A 19,131-nucleotide genomic window follows, 5' to 3' on the forward strand; every position below is an offset into this window, starting at 1 on the left:
ATGCAACGTGCTTCGGGTATCGGAGCGTGGATTATGGCCGGGGGGGACGACATCCCAAGGGCAGAAAAACCTGGGTTTTTGGCGTCATTTGCCATTTATGTCTTGCGCGATACAAGAGCCGTTCTTCAAGAAGCCGAAATATCGGGTTTTTTGACTTCATTTGTGCCATATGGGGATGGCCGCGGGACGGTAGTCTCTCGCCACCGACAATAAAGGATAGATTTGCCATGGCAATAGCCGGACTGGCTGGTATCGAAAACATGCTGGAGCAGATGCGACAGGTCGTTCGCGTCGCGCAGGACGGCACGCCGGACGGCGTGGGCGGCGCGGGGCAGGTTGGCGACGGTTTCGCGGCGGAGCTTCAGCGATCCCTGAAGCGGGTATCCGGCGCGCAGACTGCCGCCGTGACCCAGGCCAAGGCGTTCGAGCTCGGCGCCCCCAATGTTTCCTTGAACGACGTCATCGTGGATATGCAAAAAGCCAACGTCGGATTCCAGACGGCGGTGCAGGTGCGCAATCGCCTTGTGGCGGCTTACAAGGAAATCTCGTCCCTGTCGGTGTGAGACTTGCCGGTTTTGTGCAAGAATCCTGCCCGTGCGGCACGCTTCGGACTAATTCCGTTATCGCCGTCGACGGTGTGCGATGCTTGACACTCTTACATTGCTTGTCGTAGCCGTAATCCAGTTCGAGATCATCGGCGTCGTGCTGCTGACAACATGGTTCATCTCCCGGCGCGCGCGCGGCGCCCTCGGAGGGGGCGGAGCCATGGCGCTGATCGCGGCGATGTGCCTGTTGCCGGTCTGGTATCTATGGGATACCGGTATCGCCCACATCGCCGGGTTTCATTGGATACTGCTTACGTTGATCGTGGTGGTGCCTTCGGGCCTGCTGCTTTTCCTCGCACTTCACCTGGTGCGTTCGGAAGCCATCTTGCGCGCCGTGCGCATTACGCGCAGCGGCCAGAGCGTGCTCGGCCTTTCGCAGGTTGCCGATTCCGAGGCCCTGGAAGAGGACCTGCGCCAGGCGATGCAGGAAACCGGACAACTTTATGTCCACTATCAGCCTATCTACAGCGCCGGTACCCGCACGCTGGTCGGGTTCGAGGCGCTCCTGCGCTGGAACCACCCGCATCGGGGATTGGTCGCGCCCATGCAGTTCATTCCGCTGGCGGAACAGACGGAACTGATCGTTCCGCTGGGCGCGTGGGTGCTCGAAACCGCCTGCGCCGAGGCGGCCACCTGGCCGGAACCCTGGTATCTGTCGGTCAATCTTTCACCGGTGCAACTGGAGAAAATCCAGCTGGTGCGCGATGTGCGGGCCGTCCTGGATCGCACCGGGCTGGCCGCCGAACGGTTGGAACTGGAGATTACCGAAGGCGTGCTGGTGGCGGCCGAGGGCGGCGAGATCTCGCGCCTGGCCGAATTGCGTCGCGCGGGCGTGCGGATCGCCATCGACGACTTCGGAACCGGCTATTCCAGCCTGGGCTATCTGCGCCAGCTGCCGTTCGACACCATCAAGATCGATCGCTCCTTCGTGCGCAACCTGGAAAGCGATTCCAGCGCCCAGGCCATCGTCGGTACCATCGTCGAACTATCTCGCCGCCTGAATCGCGAGATCGTCGCCGAAGGCGTGGAGACGGAAGGGCAGTACGCCATCCTGAACGCGCTGCAATGCCACCGCGTGCAGGGATGGCTGCTGGGCAAACCCATGCCCCCGGAAGAGATCGCCGTGCACTATTTCCCCAGCGCCCCCGAGGAAGCCGAAGTCCGGGAAGTGCCCTGGGTCGACCGGCCGGACACGGCCTAGGGCGGAAAGGGCACGGGCGCCGCCCGGTCCAGGCCGGGGCGGCATCGCGCAAGGCGCCCTGGATCAGTTTGCCGCGCGCGCCTTTTCCAGGCTCCCCGGATCAGTTTGCCGCGCGCGCTTTTTCCAGGCGCCACACCACCTGCTGCAGCCAGGCTTCCTGGCGTCCGTTCAGCGCGGCGAATTCCGCGCCGATGTGCGTCAGCGGATCCTGGATGCTCAGGCTGGGGCGCAGGGCCGGCGCGGCCGCGTCCGCCGGATTTTCGTCGGTCGCCGGCAACGGCTGGCCGGACAGCGGAATCACCGTGCGGACCTGCAGGTCCGTCGTGATGTTGCCGAAGTCGCCGAAGTCCAGGTAAACCTCTTCCATGATGGCGCCCGCGGCCGGCAGCTCGGTCGCCAGGCGCTCCACGCGCAGCCCGATACCTTCCACGGAAATGTCGCGGATCGCGAACAGGATGGGCTTGGACTTGGGGTCCGGACGCCATTGCCCGGCGCAGCGTACCGTGGTGCCTATGATGGACGCGCGGAACAGCTTGCGCCGCTGGATGCGCGAGACACGTTCCGGCAAGGGCGACACGAAGGCCGCGCTGCCATCGTCGAAGCGCACCAGTTCGGGGCGCGGGACCCGGAAGTGGATCTGGACACCGCCGTAGCCGTTGCCGTGGAACTGCAGCACGGTGCCGACACGCAGGCCGCGGCTATCGTTGGTGGCGAAATCCGAGCCGGCGAAATCGCGCGGACGCCAGAAGAAATGATCGGTTTGCTTGTCGATGCCCAGCACCAGTATGGCGGTCTCGCGATCGGCGGCGTCGCGGACCAGGGTCGTGCAGTCCTGGTGGGTAAGTTCGAATATGGCGGAGCGTATTTCCTCCGGCCGCGTCAGCAGAAAGTCCGGTTCGGGCTCTTTCAACGGCATGGCGATTCCAGCGTAGAGATCAATCGATTTTGTTGGTGGGCATGCCCGGCAGCGCTTTTTCGGGCCTTGCTTCAAGTCGGTACAGCCATGCCAGGAGTTCGGCGACCGCCAGGTACAGCTGTGGCGGTATGTGCGCGTCCAGGTCCACCTGCATCAACAGTCCGACCAGCTCCGGCGACTGATGCACGTACATGCCGTTTTCGCGTGCGGTGCGGATGATGGTGTCCGCGAGCGTTCCGTAGCCTTTGGCAACGACGCGCGGCGCGGTTTCGCCGTCCTGGTAGGAGAGGGCGACCGCGGCGGGGCGCGCCGTATCGTGGTCGGCGGAGCGCGGCAAATTCATGGCAGCGGCTCCGGCGCCGGCGCGTGCGCGCTCACGGTCAGCTGGGCCAGTTGCAAGCCGGCGTTTTCCAGGTGCTGGCGCAGATCGGCGCCGCCGGCAGCGATTTCGCCTTCGCTTTCGGGGGCCACGATCTGCAATGCCAGGCGTTGCCCGGACAGCGAAATGTTGGCTTCGACGGTGCCCAGCCGCGGCATGGTCAGCACCAGCCGGGTCGCCCAGGCCGCGGTCGCCTCGCCGGCGGGGTGCGCGGTTTCGTCGCGGGGTTCGCGCCGGATCTCCCACCACATTTCCGTGCCCGGCCAGGCCGTGCCCTCCCACGCCAGCGTCTGGTTGGCCAGCACTTCGAGCTGCTGGCGTACCAGCAGCGTGGCGTCCGGATGGATGCCGGGCGGCGCGGCGGGGGCATGACCCGGCGTCGAAGCCGACCAGGTGGATGCCGAACTACCCGCTGGCGAGCCATCGGCCTGGGCCATCATGGGCGCCGCGTGGGTGGGCAGGTTCAGGCGCGGATTCTCCGCCAGGATGGATTGCCTGGGTACCGGCGTCTGGATGGGTTGTGCCTGGCTGGCATCGAGCGCGGCCTGCGGTTCCCCGCGCAGCTGCGCGATGCCGCGTTGCCCATAGGCCACGTCGCCCAGGTGCGATTCATAGAACAGTCCGCTGCTTTCGATGGCTTGCCGCAGGGCTTGCGCCAGGGGCCCTGGCTGCGGGCCGTTCGTGTTCAGCGTGGCGGCCCGGGCACTTTCCGCGCCCTGCGCGCCGGACTGGCCGCCGGCCCGCGACGGGGCGTTACCGGCCATGTCGTCGGCGCCGGCCTCGGCGGCGAGGGCGGCGGTGGCCCCATTCGCGCCGCCCGCCGCGCCGTTCCGTGTCGCGCCTGCGGGTGCGTTCGTATTCGGGTTGCCGGCGCCGGCATCCTGTTGCCCGCCATCGTCCGCCGCGGGGCCCTGTACCGCCCGCGGTTCGCCCTGCGCCGCGCCCGCCTGGCCGGGACGTGTGCCCGCGGGCCCGCCGTCATGCCCGGCATCCGGTTGCGTCTCGGCGGACCACAGCGGTGCCTTGCCGGCGAGAGCCGGCGCGCTTTCCGGGTATTGGGCCAGCAGGGTCAGGATGACCCGCGCCGTCTGTCCCAGCGTGGTGGGGGCGGAAGGCGTGGTATCGGTGCTGACGAAGCGGCTGCGCAGCGCGGCCGCGAGATCGGCCTGCTCCGCGGCCTCGCGCAATGCCGCGCGTTCGCGTCCGGTCAGGTTGCCCAGTTGGTCGGCGCCGCGGCCCTGCGGATCCGGACGCAGCCCGTCGATACTGCCGGGCGGAATGACCGCATCGCGCAATGTCGCGGTGTTGCCTTGCTGAGCGAGCTGCGTCCCCAGCACGGCATCCAGCCGCTGGACCAGCAGCGAACTGAGCGCGGTAGGCCCTACGCTCATTGCCGCGCTCTCCTGTCGTTACGCGGCTCCCCAGCGCTCCCTTCGGGCGGCCGTGCGGAAGCGCGGACACGGGGGCCCTCCTGTCGCTTCGCGACATCCTCCCCGAGGGAGGACGCGCTCCCTTCGGGCGGCCGTGCGGAAGCGCTCATGCCACCGGCGCCTTAAACCCATAAGCATTGAGCGCGGCTTGTTGGCGCTTCATGCGGCCCAGCAGGTCGCTCATGCGCGCCAGCTCGGGAATCGCGAGGTCGCGCGTGTTGGCGTCGTTTTCCAGGATCTGCACCAGCATGTCGTGTTTCTCGCGCCGTTCCGCATCGTCGAGCGGTTCGGTGACGCCGATGGTGCGCAGGCGTTCGACGATCTCGCAATAGGTCTGGCCGAACTGGAGAACGCCGCTCCAGTCCTGGGCGCGTGCGGAGTTCAGCATCGCCGCTGTGACAGCGACGATCTCGCGATAGAGCTCGAGAATGATTTGCGAGGACTGGGACGACATAGATGGCCTTGTGGCGCGACGAGTATTATTGGGAGGTCCCGGGCAATCAGGTGCGGGCGGCTTCGCCGGGGCGGTCCACCGATGTCTGCCAGGCTTCCTGAAGCTGGGCCAGCAGCGCGTCGGCGGTTTCCAGCAGCGTGGCATCCACCTTCAGGTTGGCGTTGACCAGCGTGCGCATCACGTAGTCATAAAGGTTGTTCAGGTTGGCGGCGACTTCGCCGCCGGCTTCGAGGTCGAGCGCCTGCTTCAAGCCTTCGTCCACCAGGCGGATCGCCTTGTTGATGGCAACCGCGCGCGCCGGTCCATTGCCTTGCTCCATATGGATGCGAGCCTGGCCCAGCGCCGCGCGCGCGGCGGTGTACAGCAATGTGATCAGTTTTTCCGCGCTGGCGCTCATCACCTGCGTTTCCAGGCCGACATCGGCATAGGAACGCACGGAATAAGCGTTGTCGGGGCGGCGCGATGCGTAAGCCATTACTTGCTCTGGCCCGATAGGGCGGCGAATTGTTGCGTCAGGTACGAGCTGGTGCTGTTCATCTGCGCGACGAAGGCATCCAGCTGCACGAATTGCGCGCGGATATTGGCGATATCGGCGTCGATGCGGTCGCTCACGCTGTCGTACTGATCTTGCAGGGTCTTCTGCGTTTCGGTCAGTCCGGCCGTGCGCGAGGCCAGCAGCCCGTTGGAACCCAGGATGCCATTGATGGCAGTCCCCATGCTGGTGCCCAGCGCGGTCAGAATGTCGCCGACGTCCTTGGGGTTGCTCGACAGCGAGTCGTTCAGCGAATGCAGGTTCTTGCTATCGATCGTATTCAGGTTCAGGTCGAGCGTGCCGTCATCCGGGTTCGTCGTGATGCCCAGGTCCTGGATCGTCTTCAGCGTGTCGGTGCTCGATGCGAGTACGCGCAGTGCGCTCGACAGGCTGGACGCAATGGAACGGGTCGTGCTGTCGCCGGTAAGTGCCGAGCCCTGGTTCGAGGTCGGATCGTATTTCGTCAGCGACGTCACCATCGTTTGCAGCGCGTTGTACGAGGTGACGAAGTTCTGCACGGCGCTGACCACCCCGGAGGAGTCCGTCGCGACGTTGACCGTCACCGGCGCCGTCGTCAGATCGCTCAACGTAATGGTGACATTGTCGATATTCTTATCGAGCGTATTGGACCCGCTGACGATTTCCACGCCATTGACATTGACTTTCGCGTCGGTCGCCGCCACCTGTTGCGTCATGCCGCCGGTGGGCGTCGCCGAAGCGTCGTAGCCGATGGCGCTCTGGATGGCGCTATTGGTCGATGTGATCTTGGTGACGGCAGCCTGCGTGCCCGTGTCGGCCGACGTCAGCTGCAGATAACTTTTGCCGGAGCCATCGGTCAGGATGGCCGCCGTCACGCCGGCCGCGTCGTCCGCGTTGATCGCCTTGGCGATGCCGTTCAGCGTCGTGTTGCTGCTGACGTCGATGGTATGGCTGGTGCCGTCGGCCAGGGTCACCGTAATGCTGCCGCCGGTACCGATGTTCTTGGTGCGGTCGGCGATGGCGCCGGACTTCAGTTGCTCCGCGGTGGCCAACTGGTCGACGCTGATCTTGTACTGAGCGGGCGTGGCGCCCGGCGTCGTCTTGACGGTAAATGCCTTGCTGTCGCCGACGATCGTCGCCGTCGTGGCGTTATAGGTCTTGGGGTCGGCCAGGGCGTTTGCCGCCGTCTGCAACGTCTCGATAGCCTGCTGCAATGTGCCGTAGGCGGATAGCTGGGTGGTGACCAGCGTCTGCTGGTTCTGGATGGGGACCAGCGCTTGTTTTTCGCTGTCTTGCAGGCTGTCCAGAATACCTTGCAGGTCCAGATTCGAACCGGAACCGAGGGACGTAATTGGCGGAAGGGCGGAAGTTGCCATCGTGCTGTTTCCTTGATGCGCTTATTCTGTCAAACACCTTGCCGGCCCGAAACGTCGGGTAAACGGCATAAGGCGGGCTTGTTCGGTGCTTTTCCGTGACGTTCGAATGGCGGGCGAGCCCTCACGCGCTGGTTTCCACGCCGCCGCCCTGGAGTTTGGTAATCATCTTGGCTATGTTCAGAACCGTCTCGCTGGGGATGGTCTTGATGGTGTCCCCAGTTTTCGAGTCCTTGATGGAAATCACCACTCGATGCGTATCGGGATCAATGTCGAATTGCACCTGGGTGGACCAGGCCTGCATTTGCTCGTTGATCTTTTGCAGCGCCCGGTCCAGCGGCAATTGCTGGCCCGGTGTCTGGCCGGAGGAGCCGCCATCGGCTGTCGTTCCTCCCGTGTCGGCGCTTTTCTGGCTATTTCCGGAGGGGGTCACCATCACGGCGGCATCGGGCAGCGTCGCAGGGTGAGCCTCGGCGGGCTGGACCGGGAGGGCCGCGGGGGCGATAGGGCTGACAGCCATAAGGACTCCACTTTCTGCTGTGCGTCGATGACGCAGGTTTTTGGGTAGACAACCTCGTAACGGCAGCTCTACGGGAAACTTTAGCCTGGCGCGACAGCCTTATCCGGAACCCGCCCCTGTTAAAATCCGGTTTGCCTCAGTTCGATTTCCCGCCATGTCCCTTTCCGTCCGTCCGGCCGCCGACGCCACACTCTCCCAGTGGCTGGCATACCTGGAATCGCTGCACCCGAAAACCATCGATCTCGGCCTGGACCGGGTCCGCCAGGTGGCGCAACGCCTGCGGATCGAACTGGACTGCGTCAAGATCGTCGTCGGCGGCACCAACGGCAAAGGGTCCACCTGCGCCATGCTTGAGGCCATGCTGCTGGCGGCGGGTTTCAGGACGGGGTTGTATACCTCTCCCCATCTGATCGATTTCAACGAACGCGTGCGGGTAAATGGCGAACTCGCCTCGGACGCCGACCTGGTGGCGCAGTTCCAGGCGGTGGAAGCCGCGCGGGGCGATACCTCTCTGACGTATTTCGAATTCACCACACTCGCGGCCCTGCGGGTGTTCGCGCAGTCCAGGCTGGATGCCGTGGTGCTCGAAGTCGGCCTGGGCGGCCGCCTGGATGCCGTCAATATCGTCGATGCCGATTGCGCCGTCGTGACCAGCGTGGACCTGGACCACATGGACTGGCTGGGCGACACCCGCGAAAAGATCGGCTACGAAAAAGCGCACATTTATCGCCCCGGCCGGCCCGCCATCTGCGCCGACCCCGTGCCGCCGCAAAGCCTGCTCGATCATGCCGCGGCCATCGGCGCCGACCTGTGGCTGTTCGGGCGCGATTACAACTATTCGGGCGATCGCCAGCAATGGGCCTATGGCGGTCGCGCGCAGCGCCGCAGCGCGCTGGCATACCCCGCCTTGCGCGGCGCCAATCAGCTGCTGAATGCCGCCGCCGCTTTGGCCGTGCTGGAAGCCCTGCGCGACCGTCTGCCGGTGCCGCAGCAGGCGGTGCGGCAGGGCTTGCTGCAGGCCACGCTGCCCGGCCGCTTCCAGATACTGCCAGGCCAGCCGACCGTCATCCTCGACGTCGGGCACAATCCGCACGCGGCGGCCGTCCTGGCGCAGAACCTGGACAACATGGGCTTCCATCCCTATACCTACGCGGTGTTCGGGATGCTGAATGACAAGGATGTGGCGGGTGTGGTGGCCAAGCTGGCCGGCCGTATCGACCGCTGGTATTGTGCCGGCCTGCCCGGGCCGCGCGGCGGCAGCGGCGAAGGCCTGGCCGAGCAGGTGCGCGCGGCGCTGCCGGCTCCCGGCTCCGGGGACGATGTGCCACTGATCGCCGCCTATGCCGATCCGGCCCAGGCCTATGCCGCGGCGCGCGCCCAGGCGGGCGAGGGTGATAGAATCGTGGTGTTCGGATCGTTCTTCACGGTCGCCGCCGTGCTCCAGTCGCTGGGGCGTAAATCCTGAGTTTTCCACCGCGCATCGGCGCGCCGGCTGCAAGGAATTCGTGCTTCATGGGCTTGTTTAATCGGAAAGATTCCGCAGCCGACGCGCAGACGGGCCGGCCGCGCCCGTCCGTATCCAGCGAGGCCCAGGCGGCCGAGCTCCGTTCCCGGGCGCGTCGCCGCCTTGCCGGCGCCGTCGCCCTCGTGTTGGCGGCGGTCATCATCCTGCCGATGGTGCTGGATTCCGAACCGTCGCGCGTCAGCGACGACATCCCCATCCGGATTCCCGACCGCAATTCGCCATACCAGCCCCCGGTTTCAGACCCCCAGGCGCCTGCCGCCGATGCTGGCGCCGCCAGCGGCGCGACGCCTGCCACGGCGGGCGTCGCCGCGCCCACGCCGGCTACGCCGCAGGGCCAGGCCGCGGGCCAGCCATCCCCGGCGGGACAGCAGCAGAATGGCACCGGGCAACAACAGGCAGGCGCATCGCCGCCCCCGGCCCAAGCCCGCTCGGATGCCCCTCGCGGCGCCGACCCCGCCCACGCCGATGCGGGACGTGCCGCGCCGCGTCCCGACACGCGCACAGAGCCCAAACCCGAAAGCCGGCCGGAAAGCCGGCCCGAAGCCAAACCCGCCGCCAAGCCGGAGCCGACCCCGCGTACCGACGACGGCAGCAAGGCGCTGGCGCTGCTGGAAGGCCGCGGTACCGCGCCCAGCGCGCCGAAGCCGGCCCCGGAGGCCCGATCCGGCGCGGACGCCAAGGGCAATTTCGTGCTGCAGATCGCGGCATATACCACCCAGGCCGACGCGCAGGCGCGCCGCGACAAGCTGCACGCAGCCGGCGTCACCAATGCCTTCGTCCAGGAAGCCAGCGTCGGCGGCAAACAGCAATACCGGCTGCGCGTGGGGCCGTTCCCCTCGCGCGAGGCGGCCCAGGCGGCCCAGGCGAGGCTGCGCACCCTGGGCTATGACAACGGTTTCATCGCCGCGCAGTGACCGGGTTCGATTTCGTCGTGCTGGCGATCATCGCCATCTCGGGCCTGTTGGGGCTGGTGCGCGGTTTGCTCAAGGAAGTCCTGTCGCTGCTGGCGTACATCCTGGCTTTCGTGGCGGCAATCTGGTGGGGGCCCATGGTGTATGGCTGGCTCGCTCCGTGGATCGAAACGACGGTGCTGCGCATGGGCGCGGCCTATGCCGCCGTGTTCCTCGTCGTGCTGCTGGGCGTGGGGCTGGTCAATATGACCTTGTCGGCGCTCATCCGTACGACCGGCCTGTCGCCGGCGGACCACGGCCTGGGCGGCTTGTTCGGGCTGGTACGGGGCGCGCTCATCGTGCTCGTACTGGTGACGGTGGCCGGTTATACGCCGCTGCCCCAGGAGGCCTGGTGGCGCGATGCGATGTTTTCCCATACGGCCACAGAAGCCGTCAAACATACAAAAGTGTGGCTTCCGCCTTCGCTGGCGTCGATGCTGCCGTATTGAACGTGGCCGCTTTGCCGCCATATTTCGGATAGAACGCAGTAGGATCAACAGGAAATTGCCATGTGTGGAATCGTAGGGGTCGTAGGGCGCGGGCCGGTCAACCAGCTGCTCTATGACAGTCTGCTGCTACTGCAGCATCGGGGGCAGGACGCAGCCGGCATTGCCACCGAACAAGGTAGCCAATTCAACCTCTACAAGGCGCATGGCCTGGTGCGCGATGTTTTCCGCACCCGCAACATGCGCGCGCTGCCGGGCACCAGCGGGGTCGCGCAGGTGCGCTATCCCACCGCCGGCTCCAGCGCCAGCGAAGAGGAAGCCCAGCCTTTCTACGTCAACGCGCCGTTCGGCATCATGATGTCGCACAACGGCAACCTGACGAACTGGCGCGAATTGCGCGAATCCCTGTTCCGCATCGACCGCCGCCACATCAACACCAATTCCGATTCCGAGGTCCTGCTGAACGTGCTCGCGCACGAATTGCAGTCCGCGGCCAGCGGTATTTCCCTGGACGACGATGCGATGTTCCGCGCCGTCGCGGCGGTGCACCGCCGTGTGCGCGGCGCCTACGCCGTGGTGGCGCAGATCGCCGGCTATGGCCTGCTGGCTTTCCGCGATCCCTACGGCATACGCCCCTTGTGTATCGGCCGGCAGGAAACCGAGCAGGGCGTCGAATGGATGGTTGCCTCGGAATCCGTAGCCCTGGAGGGCAGCGGATTCAACTTCGTGCGCGACGTTGCTCCCGGCGAAGCCGTATTCATCGACCTGGACGGCAAGTTCTATAGCCGCCAGTGCGCCGAAAACGCCCAGCTCGTTCCCTGCATTTTCGAATACGTTTACTTCGCCCGCCCCGATTCGCTGATGGACGGCGTTTCCGTCTATGACGCCCGTCTGCGCATGGGCGAATACCTCGCCGACAAGGTGGCGCGCAGCCTGCGCCTGGGCGATATCGACGTGGTCATGCCCATTCCGGACTCCTCTCGTCCCGCCGCCATGCAGTTGGCCGCGCGCCTGAACCTGGATTACCGGGAAGGCCTGATCAAGAACCGCTACGTCGGACGCACTTTCATCATGCCCGGACAGGCCGTGCGCAAGAAGTCGGTGCGGCAAAAGCTCAACGCCATCGGCCGCGAATTCCAGGGCAAGAATGTGCTGCTGGTCGACGATTCCATCGTGCGTGGCACGACCAGCCGGGAAATCGTCGATATGGCACGCGCCGCCGGTGCCAATAAGGTGTTTTTTGCTTCCGCCGCGCCGCCGGTGCGTTTCCCCAATGTCTACGGTATCGACATGCCGACGCAGCGCGAGCTGATCGCTACCGGTCGCAGCGACGAGGAAATCGCGCGCACCATAGGCGCCGACGCGCTGGTGTACCAGGATCTGGCGGATATGCAGCAGTCGGTGCGCGACCTGAATCCGGCGATGTCCCGCTTCGAGGCATCCTGCTTCGACGGCGACTACATCACCGGGGATATCACGCCGGAATACCTCGAGCGCCTGGGCCAGAGCCGCAGCGAAACCGACGAGGAGTCGCGCGGAGGCCTGTTGTTCAACATGGGCTACGCCGCCAACGACGCCTGAATCGACGCACCGGCGCGGGGATCCGCCATACTGGCTGCGGCGGATCCGGCGGCTGCCGGAGCGCCACCGCGCAGCGTCAGGCGCGCTTGAACAACGCGCGCAGGCTCAGCAGTGCCACGATCGCGAACAGCGCCAGGCTCCACAGGGCGTATTCGACGCCCAGCACCTTCACCGTGGCATCCATGCAGGTGGCGTAGATGCCGAAGACGGATGGCACCGCCGCATCCAGTCCGCTGCCGGCAATGAATTTGTCCGCGAAAGTCTGCGCGCACGACAGCAGCTTCGACGCGACGGTGTATTGGTAATAGGCGGCCCATATCCCGCACACCGCCAGGATAAGCGCGAGCAGCGCTCCCAGCCTCCGCAGGGCCGGTCCCGCGAACGCCAGGACCAGGCATACGATGCCGATCACGATATAGATCAGGCGCTGCAGTACGCACCATGCGCAAGGTTGCAGCCCGAAGACGTATTGGGACACAAGCGCGATGCCGACGGCGCCGAAAGCCAGGATGGCGATCAGTGTCAGCGTGCGTTGCGAAGTCGATGGCATGACGGTTTCTATCCTGTGACGGGAAACGGAAGGGGCGCGGCCGCCGCGCACGGCTTAGGCGTGGCGGCGACGGGCCGGCTAATTCCGGCCGACGGCCGGGACATGAGTGTAGGCTTCGACCAGCACGCTCAGCAGGAGTTCGTGCACGCCGTCCCAAACGATCTGCACGCCCAGGCACAATAGTACGAAGGCGGAGAGCCGCATGAAGACGGCGGTGCCGTTATCGCCCAGGCGGTACAGGAACTGGGCGGCGAAGCGCAGGCACACGTAAAGCGTCAGGGACGTGATCAGGATGCCGGGCAGCGAACCCGCCAATTTGACCAGGCTGACGATGCGGTCCGGCTCGCGCAGCGATGCTCCCACCGTGATGGCCGCCGCGATGGAGCCCGGGCCGCAGCTGATGGGAAAGGTCAGGGGATAGAAGGCCCGCGCCCTGGCCATTTCCGGGGTGAAGGATTCCGCCGCGCGCGCGGCGTTGCGCGCGCCGGCATCGGGAGAATTCACCAGCCGCCACGCGCTGGTGATGACCAGCAGGCCCCCGCCGACACGGACAATGGCCAGCGACAAACCGAAAAAAGTCAAAAGAACGTTGCCGGCCACCATCGCGATGGTCAGCATCACGCCCACATTGATGGCGACGCGCTTGGCCAGGGCCGTCCGCGTCGCGCTGGAGGCACCTTCGGTCAGCGTCCAGAAGATCGGCGCGACCGCCGGGGGATTCAGGAAGGGCAGTAGCGTGGCCAGCGCGAATAAAAAACTACGGCCGAAGACCAGCAGATATTCGTGCAGGAACATGGATAAAAGTGGCCTGGCCGAATGGACAAGTGGCGATTGTAGGGGGACGCAACCCTTTTCGCCATGCCGGCATGGCGTTAATCGGACGTCCGATTCCGCCGTCGAGATGACGGAATTTTCCGCTTGGAGAACATCCTGATAGCGTTTGCCGAACGATGGCCGAGGGCCGCGACGGGAGGGAAGGGGACGGGCGCGGCAGCAGGGACAGGGCCGGGAGGGCCATCCCGCGATGGCCCTTTCCGGCTTCTTCAGGCGAAGCCGGCATCCCCGGCGGTGCGCCGGTCAGGCGGCCGCGCGCTGCGTGCCGTCTCCGGCGAGCGCATCCAGGATCGCGCGCTCGAACTGCATCTGCGTCCGCGGCCTTTCCAGGGCTTCGCCTTCGATAATGAAGACGTCCTCCACGCGATCGCCCAGCGTCATGACCTTGGCCATCTGCAGGTTCACGCCGTGTTCGACGAAAACCCGCGCCAGGGCATGCAGCAGGCCGGGCCTGTCCGTTGCCGTGACGGACAGGCGCCACGATTTGCTGCGCTCGTCCGGCTGCAGCTCGGCCTGTGGCGGAACCGGGAATACGCGCGACATGCGTGACTGCCGCGAGCGCGCGTAAGGCGCCGTCCGCGTCGTACCGGCCTGCGAGAAGGTACGCGGGTCCTTCAGGCGTACCGCGAGTTCGTGCTCTACCAGCGCCGCCTGCGCGCGCAGGTCGCTGGCGCCGTCGGGCAGCAGCACGATGAAGCTGTCCAGCGCCCAGCCGTGCCGCGTCGTGTGGATGCGGGCGTCCTGGATGCTCAGGGACTTGGCGTCGAAATAACCGCAGATGGCGGCGAACAGGTCGGGCGCGTCGCGCGTATAGACCATGATCTGCAAGCCTTCGCTCTGTTCCGTGGGCCGTGCCTTCACCACCGCATGTTCCGGCGCGGGCTGGTGGTACAGATGGCGCGTATGCCAGGCGATATCCGATGCGTCGTGCCGCAGGAAGTAGGCGACGTCCAGCTGCTTCCAGAACGCTTCCCGTGCGTCGTCGCGCAAGCCGGCCAGGCGCGTCAGTCGCGCGGCCTCTGCCTTGCGGTGATTGAGGACGGTACTGGCGTCATGATGCGCGCCGCCCAGCGCGCCCAGCGTCAGGCGATACAGGTCTTCCAGCAGCTTGCCTTTCCAGGCATTCCAGACTTTGGGACTGGTGCCGCGGATGTCGGCCACCGTCAGCAGATACAAGGCGGTAAGGTGGCGCTCGTCTTTCACCGAGGCCGCGAATTCGCGCACGACTTCCGGGTCGGACAGGTCGCGCTTCTGCGCGACGGTGGACATCAGCAGATGCTGGCGGACCAGGAATTCGACCAATTCCGCGTCTTCCGGAGACAAACCGTGCTCGTGGGCGAATTTGCGTACTTCCCGAGCGCCCAGTTCGGAGTGGTCGCCCCCGCGGCCCTTGGCGATATCGTGGAAAAGCGCCGCGACATACAGCAGCCAATGGTGATCCAGTTCGGAAATCAACTGGCTGGCGAAGGGATACTCCTGCGCGTGTTCCGGCATGGTGAAGCGCCGCAGGTTGCGGATTACCGTCAGCGTATGCTGGTCTACCGTATAGACATGGAACAAGTCATGCTGCATCTGGCCGACGATGCGGCGGAATACCGGCAGGTAGCGCGGCAGGATGTTCAGCATCGTCATGCGGCGCAGTTCGTGCACGATGCCCGAGGGCTGCTGCAGGATCTGCAGGAACAGGCGGCGGTTGACCGGATTGCGGCGAAACTGCGCATCGATACGATGCCGCGCGTGCCAGATCGCGCGTACCGTGCGTGCCGACATGCCTTTCAAATGGGGGTGCTGCTGCATCACCAAAAATGCCCGCAGCAGCAGCGTCGGATTGCGCTCGAAGGCGTCGTCGCGGATGATGTCCAGCCTGTCATGCAGGCTGCGGAAATCGTCATCGATATCGCGCGCGTCGGAAGCAGGGCGGGGAAACAGCCTTTCCTCGATATTCTGGACCAGGATGGAATTCAACTGCGTGACCAGCCTGGCCGCCCAGTAGTAGCGCTGCATCATCAATTCGCTGGCGCGCCGCGTGGCGGTGGCCTTGATGCCGTAGACCTCCGCCAGCGCGGGCTGCAGGTCGAACAGCACGCGATCTTCGCGCCGCTTGGACATCAAATGCAGTTCGATGCGCAGGCGCTTGAATGCCTGTTCCGCGCGCCGCAGGCCGCGAGCTTCGGATTCCGTCAGCAAGCCCGCCCTGGCGATCTCCCGCCAGCTTTCGCCGAAGCCGGCCGCCCGCGCCATCCACATGATGACCTGCAGGTCGCGCAGGCCGCCCGGGGATTCCTTGCAGTTCGGTTCGAGCGCGTAGGGCGTGTCCTGGTAGCGCGCATGGCGCTGCTGCATTTCGGCGCGCTTGGCGCGAAAGAACACGGCGGGATCCAGGCGCGCCCGCATGGCCGCATCGAAGGTTTTCATCAGGGCGCGATTGCCCGCCAGCCAGCGCGATTCGAGCAGGGCGGTTTCGACCGTGATGTCCGCGTCGGCCTCGCGTTCGCAATCGGCGATGGTCCGCACGCTGTGGCCGGGCTCCAGCCCAAGGTCCCACAGGGCCGCCACCAGCCTTTCGATGGCCGATTCCTCGTCGGGAGACGGCCGGTGCGGCAGCAGGATGAGCAGATCGACATCGGAATGCGGATACAGCTCGCCGCGCCCGTACCCGCCTACCGCGGCCAATACCGCGCCGGGCGGCAGAGGACATTGCTTGATCAGGTCGCGCAGCGTCTGGTCGGTGATGCGCCGTAGCTCGTGCAGCAGCGGATCGGGCCGTTCGTGCTCCCGGAAGGCCGCGATGGCTGCCTCGCGCCGGGCGCGCATGCGCGCGCGCAGCGCCGCCAGGTCGGCGACGGCAGTGTCGGCCGACGGCGCGAAGGAAGGTTCGGCTTGCGTACTCATACGGCGGGGTCCTTCCGGTGTCGGCGGCGCTCAGGCCACCGGAACGGCGATGCTTTCCGTCACGAACTCGGGCGGGGCAGGCATCCCGGGCGAGACGGTCAGGACCTCGTAGCCGGATTCCGTCACCAGGATGGTGTGTTCCCACTGGGCGGACAGACTGTGGTCGCGGGTGACGACCGTCCAGCCATCCGAGAGCTGGCGGATTTCACGCCGTCCCGCGTTGATCATGGGCTCGATCGTGAAAATCATGCCCGGCACCAATTTCACGCCGGTTCCGGGCTTGCCATAGTGCAGCACCTGGGGGTCTTCATGGAAGCGCCGCCCCACGCCGTGGCCGCAGAATTCCCGCACCACGGAAAAACCGTTGCCTTCGGCATGCTTCTGGATGGCATTGCCGATGTCGCCCAGCGTGGCGCCGGGACGTACCTGGCGGATGCCCAGCCACATGCATTCATAGGTGATGTCGGACAGGCGGCGTGCCAGGATGGACGGCTCGCCGACATAGAACATCCGGCTGGTATCGCCGAACCAGCCATCCTTGATGATGGTGACGTCGATATTCAACACGTCCCCGTTTTTCAGGACCTTATCGCCCGGGATGCCGTGGCAGACCTGGTGGTTGACCGAGGTGCAGATGGCGCCCGGGAACGGGGGGTAACCTGGTGGCGCATACCCGACAGTGGCGGATTTGACCTGCAATTCATTGGTCAGGTAGTCCAGCGCCAGGCGGTCCAGTTCGCCTGTCGTGACGCCAGGCTTCACGAAGGGCGTCAGGTAATCCAGTACGCGCGCGGCGTCCTGGCAGGCCAGGCGCATTTTGTCGAGGTCGGCGGGGTCGGTGACTATGCCCATGTATCAGCTTGAGGATTGGCTTGGAAAAATAGTAGAATTATAGGCTTCCCTGAAAAAGCAGGGGGAAGTCGTTCGGGTAATGAACTCAGTAATCGACCAACTCGGTTGAGCAACTTGGCCAACTCAGGTTGACCAGCTTGGCCAACTCAGTGAGTTGACTCGACGGTTACTTTATCGACTGCTTTGAAATCGCGCGCCACGCCAACGAGGGTGTCGAAGGTAGTGCCGGTTACGGTCCCAGGGGGTCCCAGGGCCGCGGCGCACCGGACGATACGGGCCTGGCGCAAGTCCAAACCCTTGGAGATTACTATGTCCCTCATGCGCGAAATGCTGGAAGCCGGTGTCCACTTCGGTCACCAGACCCGTTACTGGAACCCGAAGATGGCTCCGTTCATCTTCGGTCAGCGTAACAAGATCCACATCATCAATCTCGAACAGACGGTTGGCAAGTATGTCGAAGCCACCAAGTTCGTCAAGCAATTGGCCGCCCGCGGCGGCAACATCCTGTTCGTCGGCACCAAGCGCGCCGCGCGCGAGCTCATCGCCGCCGAAGCCGCCCGTTGCGGCATGCCCTACGTCGATGCCCGCTGGCTCGGCGGCATGCTGACCAACTTCAAGACGGTCAAGACCTCGATCAAGCGCCTGAAGGATATGGAAGCGGTGGTCGCCGAAGGCGGCGCCGAGCGCATGATCAAGAAGGAAGGCCTGCTGTTCCAGCGCGAGCTGGAAAAGCTGAACAAGTCCATGGGCGGCATCAAGGACATGACCGGCCTGCCTGACGCGATGTTCGTCATCGACGTCGGCTACCACAAGATCGCCATCGCCGAAGCCCGCAAGCTGGGTATCCCGGTCGTGGCCGTGGTCGATACCAACCATTCCCCGGACGGCATCGATTACGTCATTCCCGGCAATGACGACTCCGCCAAGGCCATCGCGCTGTATGCCAAGGGCATCGCCGACGCCGTGCTGGAAGGCCGCGAGCAGAACCTGAACGGTCTGGTCGAAGAGGGTGGCGAGGGCCAGGAAGAGTTCGTCGAAGTCCAGGACGGCCAGGCCTGATTTTAAAGGGTCCGCGGCGCCGGCAAGCCGGCTTGCCGCCGCCGCGTGGGGCAAGACCCGGGCGTCCGCATGGACGCGCCCCCATATCGAAACGCCATGCCCCGGCTTGCCGGGGCATGCTTTAGGAAGAATGGAGCGAACATGGCTGAAATTACCGCCTCGATGGTCAAGGAACTGCGCGAAAAGACCGACGCGCCCATGATGGAATGCAAGAAGGCGCTGACCGAAGCCCAGGGCGACCTGGCTCGCGCCGAGGAAATCCTGCGCGTCAAGCTGGGCAACAAGGCCAGCAAGGCCGCCGCGCGCGTCACCGCCGAAGGCCTGATCGGCCTGTATATCTCGCCCGACGCCAAGCAGGGCGCCGTCATCGAAGTCAATTGCGAAACCGACTTCGTGGCCAAGAACAACGACTTCGTGGCCTACGTCAATACGCTGGCCGAGCTGGTCGCGACCAAGAACCCGGCCGACGTGGCCGCGCTGTCCGAATTGCCCCTGGAAGGCGGCACGGTGGAAACCGTTCGTACCGCCCTGGTCGGCAAGATCGGCGAGAACATCTCCATCCGCCGCTTCCAGCGCATGGAGACCGCCAACAAGCTGGCCAGCTACGTGCATAGCGGCAAGATCGGCGTGCTGGTCGACTTCAGCGGCGCCGACAGCGTCGGCAAGGACCTGGCCATGCACATCGCGGCCACCAAGCCCAAGGCGCTGAACGCCGCCGGCGTGCCCGCCTCCGACATCGCCACCGAGCGCTCCGTCGCCGAGCAGAAAGCCGCCGAATCGGGCAAGCCCGCCGAAATCGTGGCCAAGATGGTCGAAGGTTCGGTGCAGAAGTTCCTGAAGGAAGTCACGCTGCTGTCGCAGCCCTTCGTCAAGAACGACAAGCAGACCGTTGAGCAGATGTTGAAGGCCGAAGGCGCCGGTATCGCCGGTTTTGTGCTTTTCATCGTCGGCGAGGGTATCGAAAAGAAAACCACCGACTTCGCGGCGGAAGTCGCCGCCGCCGCTGCCGGCCGCGCCTGATAAGCTTCTCCTTATCCGTACGCATTGCAGCTT

General features: G+C 65.2%; 19 protein-coding genes. 8 read left to right on the forward strand and 11 right to left on the reverse strand.

Annotated elements, in window-relative coordinates; genetic code table 11:
- The first annotated feature begins 227 nt into the window (after positions 1–227).
- Together fliE and CAL28_RS12810 are read left to right on the forward strand one after the other, a co-directional pair.
- Positions 228–563 (forward strand): flagellar hook-basal body complex protein FliE, encoded by a 336-nt coding sequence (gene fliE, locus CAL28_RS12805; RefSeq protein WP_094841740.1) that lies wholly within the window; start codon positions 228–230, stop codon positions 561–563.
- A gap of 79 nt (positions 564–642) precedes the next feature.
- Complete coding sequence (locus CAL28_RS12810) at positions 643–1,806, forward strand: putative bifunctional diguanylate cyclase/phosphodiesterase (RefSeq protein WP_094841741.1); 1,164 nt, start codon at positions 643–645, stop codon at positions 1,804–1,806.
- A 100-nt stretch (positions 1,807–1,906) separates the two neighbouring features.
- Here the strand turns inward: CAL28_RS12810 and CAL28_RS12815 are convergent, their stop codons facing one another.
- The 7 genes from CAL28_RS12815 to CAL28_RS12845 all read right to left on the reverse strand — a co-directional run bounded on the left by CAL28_RS12815 (position 1,907) and on the right by CAL28_RS12845 (position 7,389).
- Positions 1,907–2,722 (reverse strand): flagellar brake protein, encoded by an 816-nt coding sequence (locus tag CAL28_RS12815; RefSeq protein ID WP_094841742.1) that lies wholly within the window; start codon positions 2,720–2,722, stop codon positions 1,907–1,909.
- Between the two features lie 19 nt (positions 2,723–2,741).
- Entirely contained in the window at positions 2,742–3,065 is a 324-nt protein-coding gene (locus CAL28_RS12820) for an EscU/YscU/HrcU family type III secretion system export apparatus switch protein (protein WP_094841743.1), read from the reverse strand.
- The gene (locus tag CAL28_RS12825; protein ID WP_094841744.1) at positions 3,062–4,492 is read right to left on the reverse strand and encodes a flagellar hook-length control protein FliK; all 1,431 of its coding nucleotides are present in this window, start codon (positions 4,490–4,492) and stop codon (positions 3,062–3,064) included. Before CAL28_RS12825 ends, CAL28_RS12820 begins: the two co-directional genes overlap by 4 nt.
- Before the next feature lie 145 nt (positions 4,493–4,637).
- The gene (locus tag CAL28_RS12830; protein WP_094841745.1) at positions 4,638–4,985 is read right to left on the reverse strand and encodes a flagellar protein FliT; all 348 of its coding nucleotides are present in this window, start codon (positions 4,983–4,985) and stop codon (positions 4,638–4,640) included.
- Positions 4,986–5,031: 46 nt separating this feature from the next.
- Complete coding sequence (gene fliS, locus CAL28_RS12835) at positions 5,032–5,460, reverse strand: flagellar export chaperone FliS (protein WP_094841746.1); 429 nt, start codon at positions 5,458–5,460, stop codon at positions 5,032–5,034.
- Entirely contained in the window at positions 5,460–6,872 is a 1,413-nt protein-coding gene (gene fliD / locus CAL28_RS12840) for a flagellar filament capping protein FliD (protein ID WP_094841747.1), read from the reverse strand. Before fliD ends, fliS begins: the two co-directional genes overlap by 1 nt.
- Positions 6,873–6,993: 121 nt before the next feature.
- Positions 6,994–7,389 (reverse strand): flagellar protein FlaG, encoded by a 396-nt coding sequence (locus tag CAL28_RS12845; protein WP_094841748.1) that lies wholly within the window; start codon positions 7,387–7,389, stop codon positions 6,994–6,996.
- Between the two features lie 154 nt (positions 7,390–7,543).
- Here CAL28_RS12845 and folC point away from each other — a divergent pair, with 154 nt between their 5' ends.
- The 4 genes from folC to purF are packed head-to-tail and all read left to right on the forward strand — an operon-like array spanning position 7,544 to position 11,891.
- Entirely contained in the window at positions 7,544–8,854 is a 1,311-nt protein-coding gene (folC, locus tag CAL28_RS12850) for a bifunctional tetrahydrofolate synthase/dihydrofolate synthase (RefSeq protein ID WP_094841749.1), read from the forward strand.
- Positions 8,855–8,901: 47 nt separating this feature from the next.
- Positions 8,902–9,828: an SPOR domain-containing protein gene (locus tag CAL28_RS12855; RefSeq protein ID WP_094841750.1), complete on the forward strand. Its 927-nt coding sequence runs from the start codon at positions 8,902–8,904 to the stop codon at positions 9,826–9,828.
- Positions 9,825–10,313 carry a CvpA family protein gene (locus tag CAL28_RS12860; protein WP_094841751.1) on the forward strand — a complete coding sequence of 163 codons (489 nt, stop codon included), beginning with the start codon at positions 9,825–9,827 and terminating at the stop codon, positions 10,311–10,313. The genes CAL28_RS12855 and CAL28_RS12860 overlap by 4 nt, the downstream gene beginning before the upstream one ends.
- Positions 10,314–10,373: 60 nt before the next feature.
- Complete coding sequence (purF, locus tag CAL28_RS12865) at positions 10,374–11,891, forward strand: amidophosphoribosyltransferase (RefSeq protein ID WP_094841752.1); 1,518 nt, start codon at positions 10,374–10,376, stop codon at positions 11,889–11,891.
- A gap of 76 nt (positions 11,892–11,967) precedes the next feature.
- Here purF and CAL28_RS12870 read toward each other — a convergent pair whose 3' ends face one another.
- The 4 genes from CAL28_RS12870 to map form a co-directional block, all read right to left on the reverse strand.
- Positions 11,968–12,441 (reverse strand): disulfide bond formation protein B, encoded by a 474-nt coding sequence (locus CAL28_RS12870; protein WP_094841753.1) that lies wholly within the window; start codon positions 12,439–12,441, stop codon positions 11,968–11,970.
- A 78-nt stretch (positions 12,442–12,519) separates the two neighbouring features.
- Positions 12,520–13,236, reverse strand: a complete 717-nt coding sequence (locus tag CAL28_RS12875; RefSeq protein WP_094841754.1) for a MarC family protein — start codon at positions 13,234–13,236, stop codon at positions 12,520–12,522.
- Between the two features lie 282 nt (positions 13,237–13,518).
- Positions 13,519–16,167 (reverse strand): [protein-PII] uridylyltransferase, encoded by a 2,649-nt coding sequence (locus tag CAL28_RS12880; protein ID WP_094841755.1) that lies wholly within the window; start codon positions 16,165–16,167, stop codon positions 13,519–13,521.
- Positions 16,168–16,197: 30 nt separating this feature from the next.
- Positions 16,198–17,019 (reverse strand): type I methionyl aminopeptidase, encoded by an 822-nt coding sequence (gene map, locus CAL28_RS12885; protein WP_094841756.1) that lies wholly within the window; start codon positions 17,017–17,019, stop codon positions 16,198–16,200.
- 309 nt (positions 17,020–17,328) lie between these two features.
- Between map and rpsB the strand changes: the two genes are divergently transcribed.
- Together rpsB and tsf are read left to right on the forward strand one after the other, a co-directional pair.
- On the forward strand, positions 17,329–18,078 hold the full coding sequence (rpsB, locus tag CAL28_RS12890) for a 30S ribosomal protein S2 (protein WP_094841757.1): 750 nt from the start codon (positions 17,329–17,331) through the stop codon (positions 18,076–18,078).
- 141 nt (positions 18,079–18,219) lie between these two features.
- Positions 18,220–19,098 carry a translation elongation factor Ts gene (gene tsf / locus CAL28_RS12895; protein WP_094841758.1) on the forward strand — a complete coding sequence of 293 codons (879 nt, stop codon included), beginning with the start codon at positions 18,220–18,222 and terminating at the stop codon, positions 19,096–19,098.
- Positions 19,099–19,131: the final 33 nt, after the last annotated feature.

It is taken from the genome of Bordetella genomosp. 11 (genome assembly GCF_002261215.1).
GTDB lineage: Bacteria > Pseudomonadota > Gammaproteobacteria > Burkholderiales > Burkholderiaceae_B > Bordetella_C.

What these genes read in the sequence shown, in the direction of transcription:
- CAL28_RS12875 (WP_094841754.1), bottom strand. Translation starts at nt 13,236, where the DNA reads ATGTTCCTGCACGAATATCTGCTGGTCTTCGGCCGTAGTTTTTTATTC.
- CAL28_RS12880 (WP_094841755.1), bottom strand. Translation starts at nt 16,167, where the DNA reads ATGAGTACGCAAGCCGAACCTTCCTTCGCGCCGTCGGCCGACACTGCC.
- fliD (WP_094841747.1), bottom strand. Translation starts at nt 6,872, where the DNA reads ATGGCAACTTCCGCCCTTCCGCCAATTACGTCCCTCGGTTCCGGTTCG.
- fliE (WP_094841740.1), top strand. Translation starts at nt 228, where the DNA reads ATGGCAATAGCCGGACTGGCTGGTATCGAAAACATGCTGGAGCAGATG.
- rpsB (WP_094841757.1), top strand. Translation starts at nt 17,329, where the DNA reads ATGTCCCTCATGCGCGAAATGCTGGAAGCCGGTGTCCACTTCGGTCAC.
- CAL28_RS12815 (WP_094841742.1), bottom strand. Translation starts at nt 2,722, where the DNA reads ATGCCGTTGAAAGAGCCCGAACCGGACTTTCTGCTGACGCGGCCGGAG.
- CAL28_RS12825 (WP_094841744.1), bottom strand. Translation starts at nt 4,492, where the DNA reads ATGAGCGTAGGGCCTACCGCGCTCAGTTCGCTGCTGGTCCAGCGGCTG.
- CAL28_RS12870 (WP_094841753.1), bottom strand. Translation starts at nt 12,441, where the DNA reads ATGCCATCGACTTCGCAACGCACGCTGACACTGATCGCCATCCTGGCT.
- CAL28_RS12810 (WP_094841741.1), top strand. Translation starts at nt 643, where the DNA reads ATGCTTGACACTCTTACATTGCTTGTCGTAGCCGTAATCCAGTTCGAG.
- purF (WP_094841752.1), top strand. Translation starts at nt 10,374, where the DNA reads ATGTGTGGAATCGTAGGGGTCGTAGGGCGCGGGCCGGTCAACCAGCTG.
- tsf (WP_094841758.1), top strand. Translation starts at nt 18,220, where the DNA reads ATGGCTGAAATTACCGCCTCGATGGTCAAGGAACTGCGCGAAAAGACC.
- fliS (WP_094841746.1), bottom strand. Translation starts at nt 5,460, where the DNA reads ATGGCTTACGCATCGCGCCGCCCCGACAACGCTTATTCCGTGCGTTCC.
- folC (WP_094841749.1), top strand. Translation starts at nt 7,544, where the DNA reads ATGTCCCTTTCCGTCCGTCCGGCCGCCGACGCCACACTCTCCCAGTGG.
- CAL28_RS12830 (WP_094841745.1), bottom strand. Translation starts at nt 4,985, where the DNA reads ATGTCGTCCCAGTCCTCGCAAATCATTCTCGAGCTCTATCGCGAGATC.
- CAL28_RS12855 (WP_094841750.1), top strand. Translation starts at nt 8,902, where the DNA reads ATGGGCTTGTTTAATCGGAAAGATTCCGCAGCCGACGCGCAGACGGGC.
- CAL28_RS12820 (WP_094841743.1), bottom strand. Translation starts at nt 3,065, where the DNA reads ATGAATTTGCCGCGCTCCGCCGACCACGATACGGCGCGCCCCGCCGCG.
- map (WP_094841756.1), bottom strand. Translation starts at nt 17,019, where the DNA reads ATGGGCATAGTCACCGACCCCGCCGACCTCGACAAAATGCGCCTGGCC.
- CAL28_RS12845 (WP_094841748.1), bottom strand. Translation starts at nt 7,389, where the DNA reads ATGGCTGTCAGCCCTATCGCCCCCGCGGCCCTCCCGGTCCAGCCCGCC.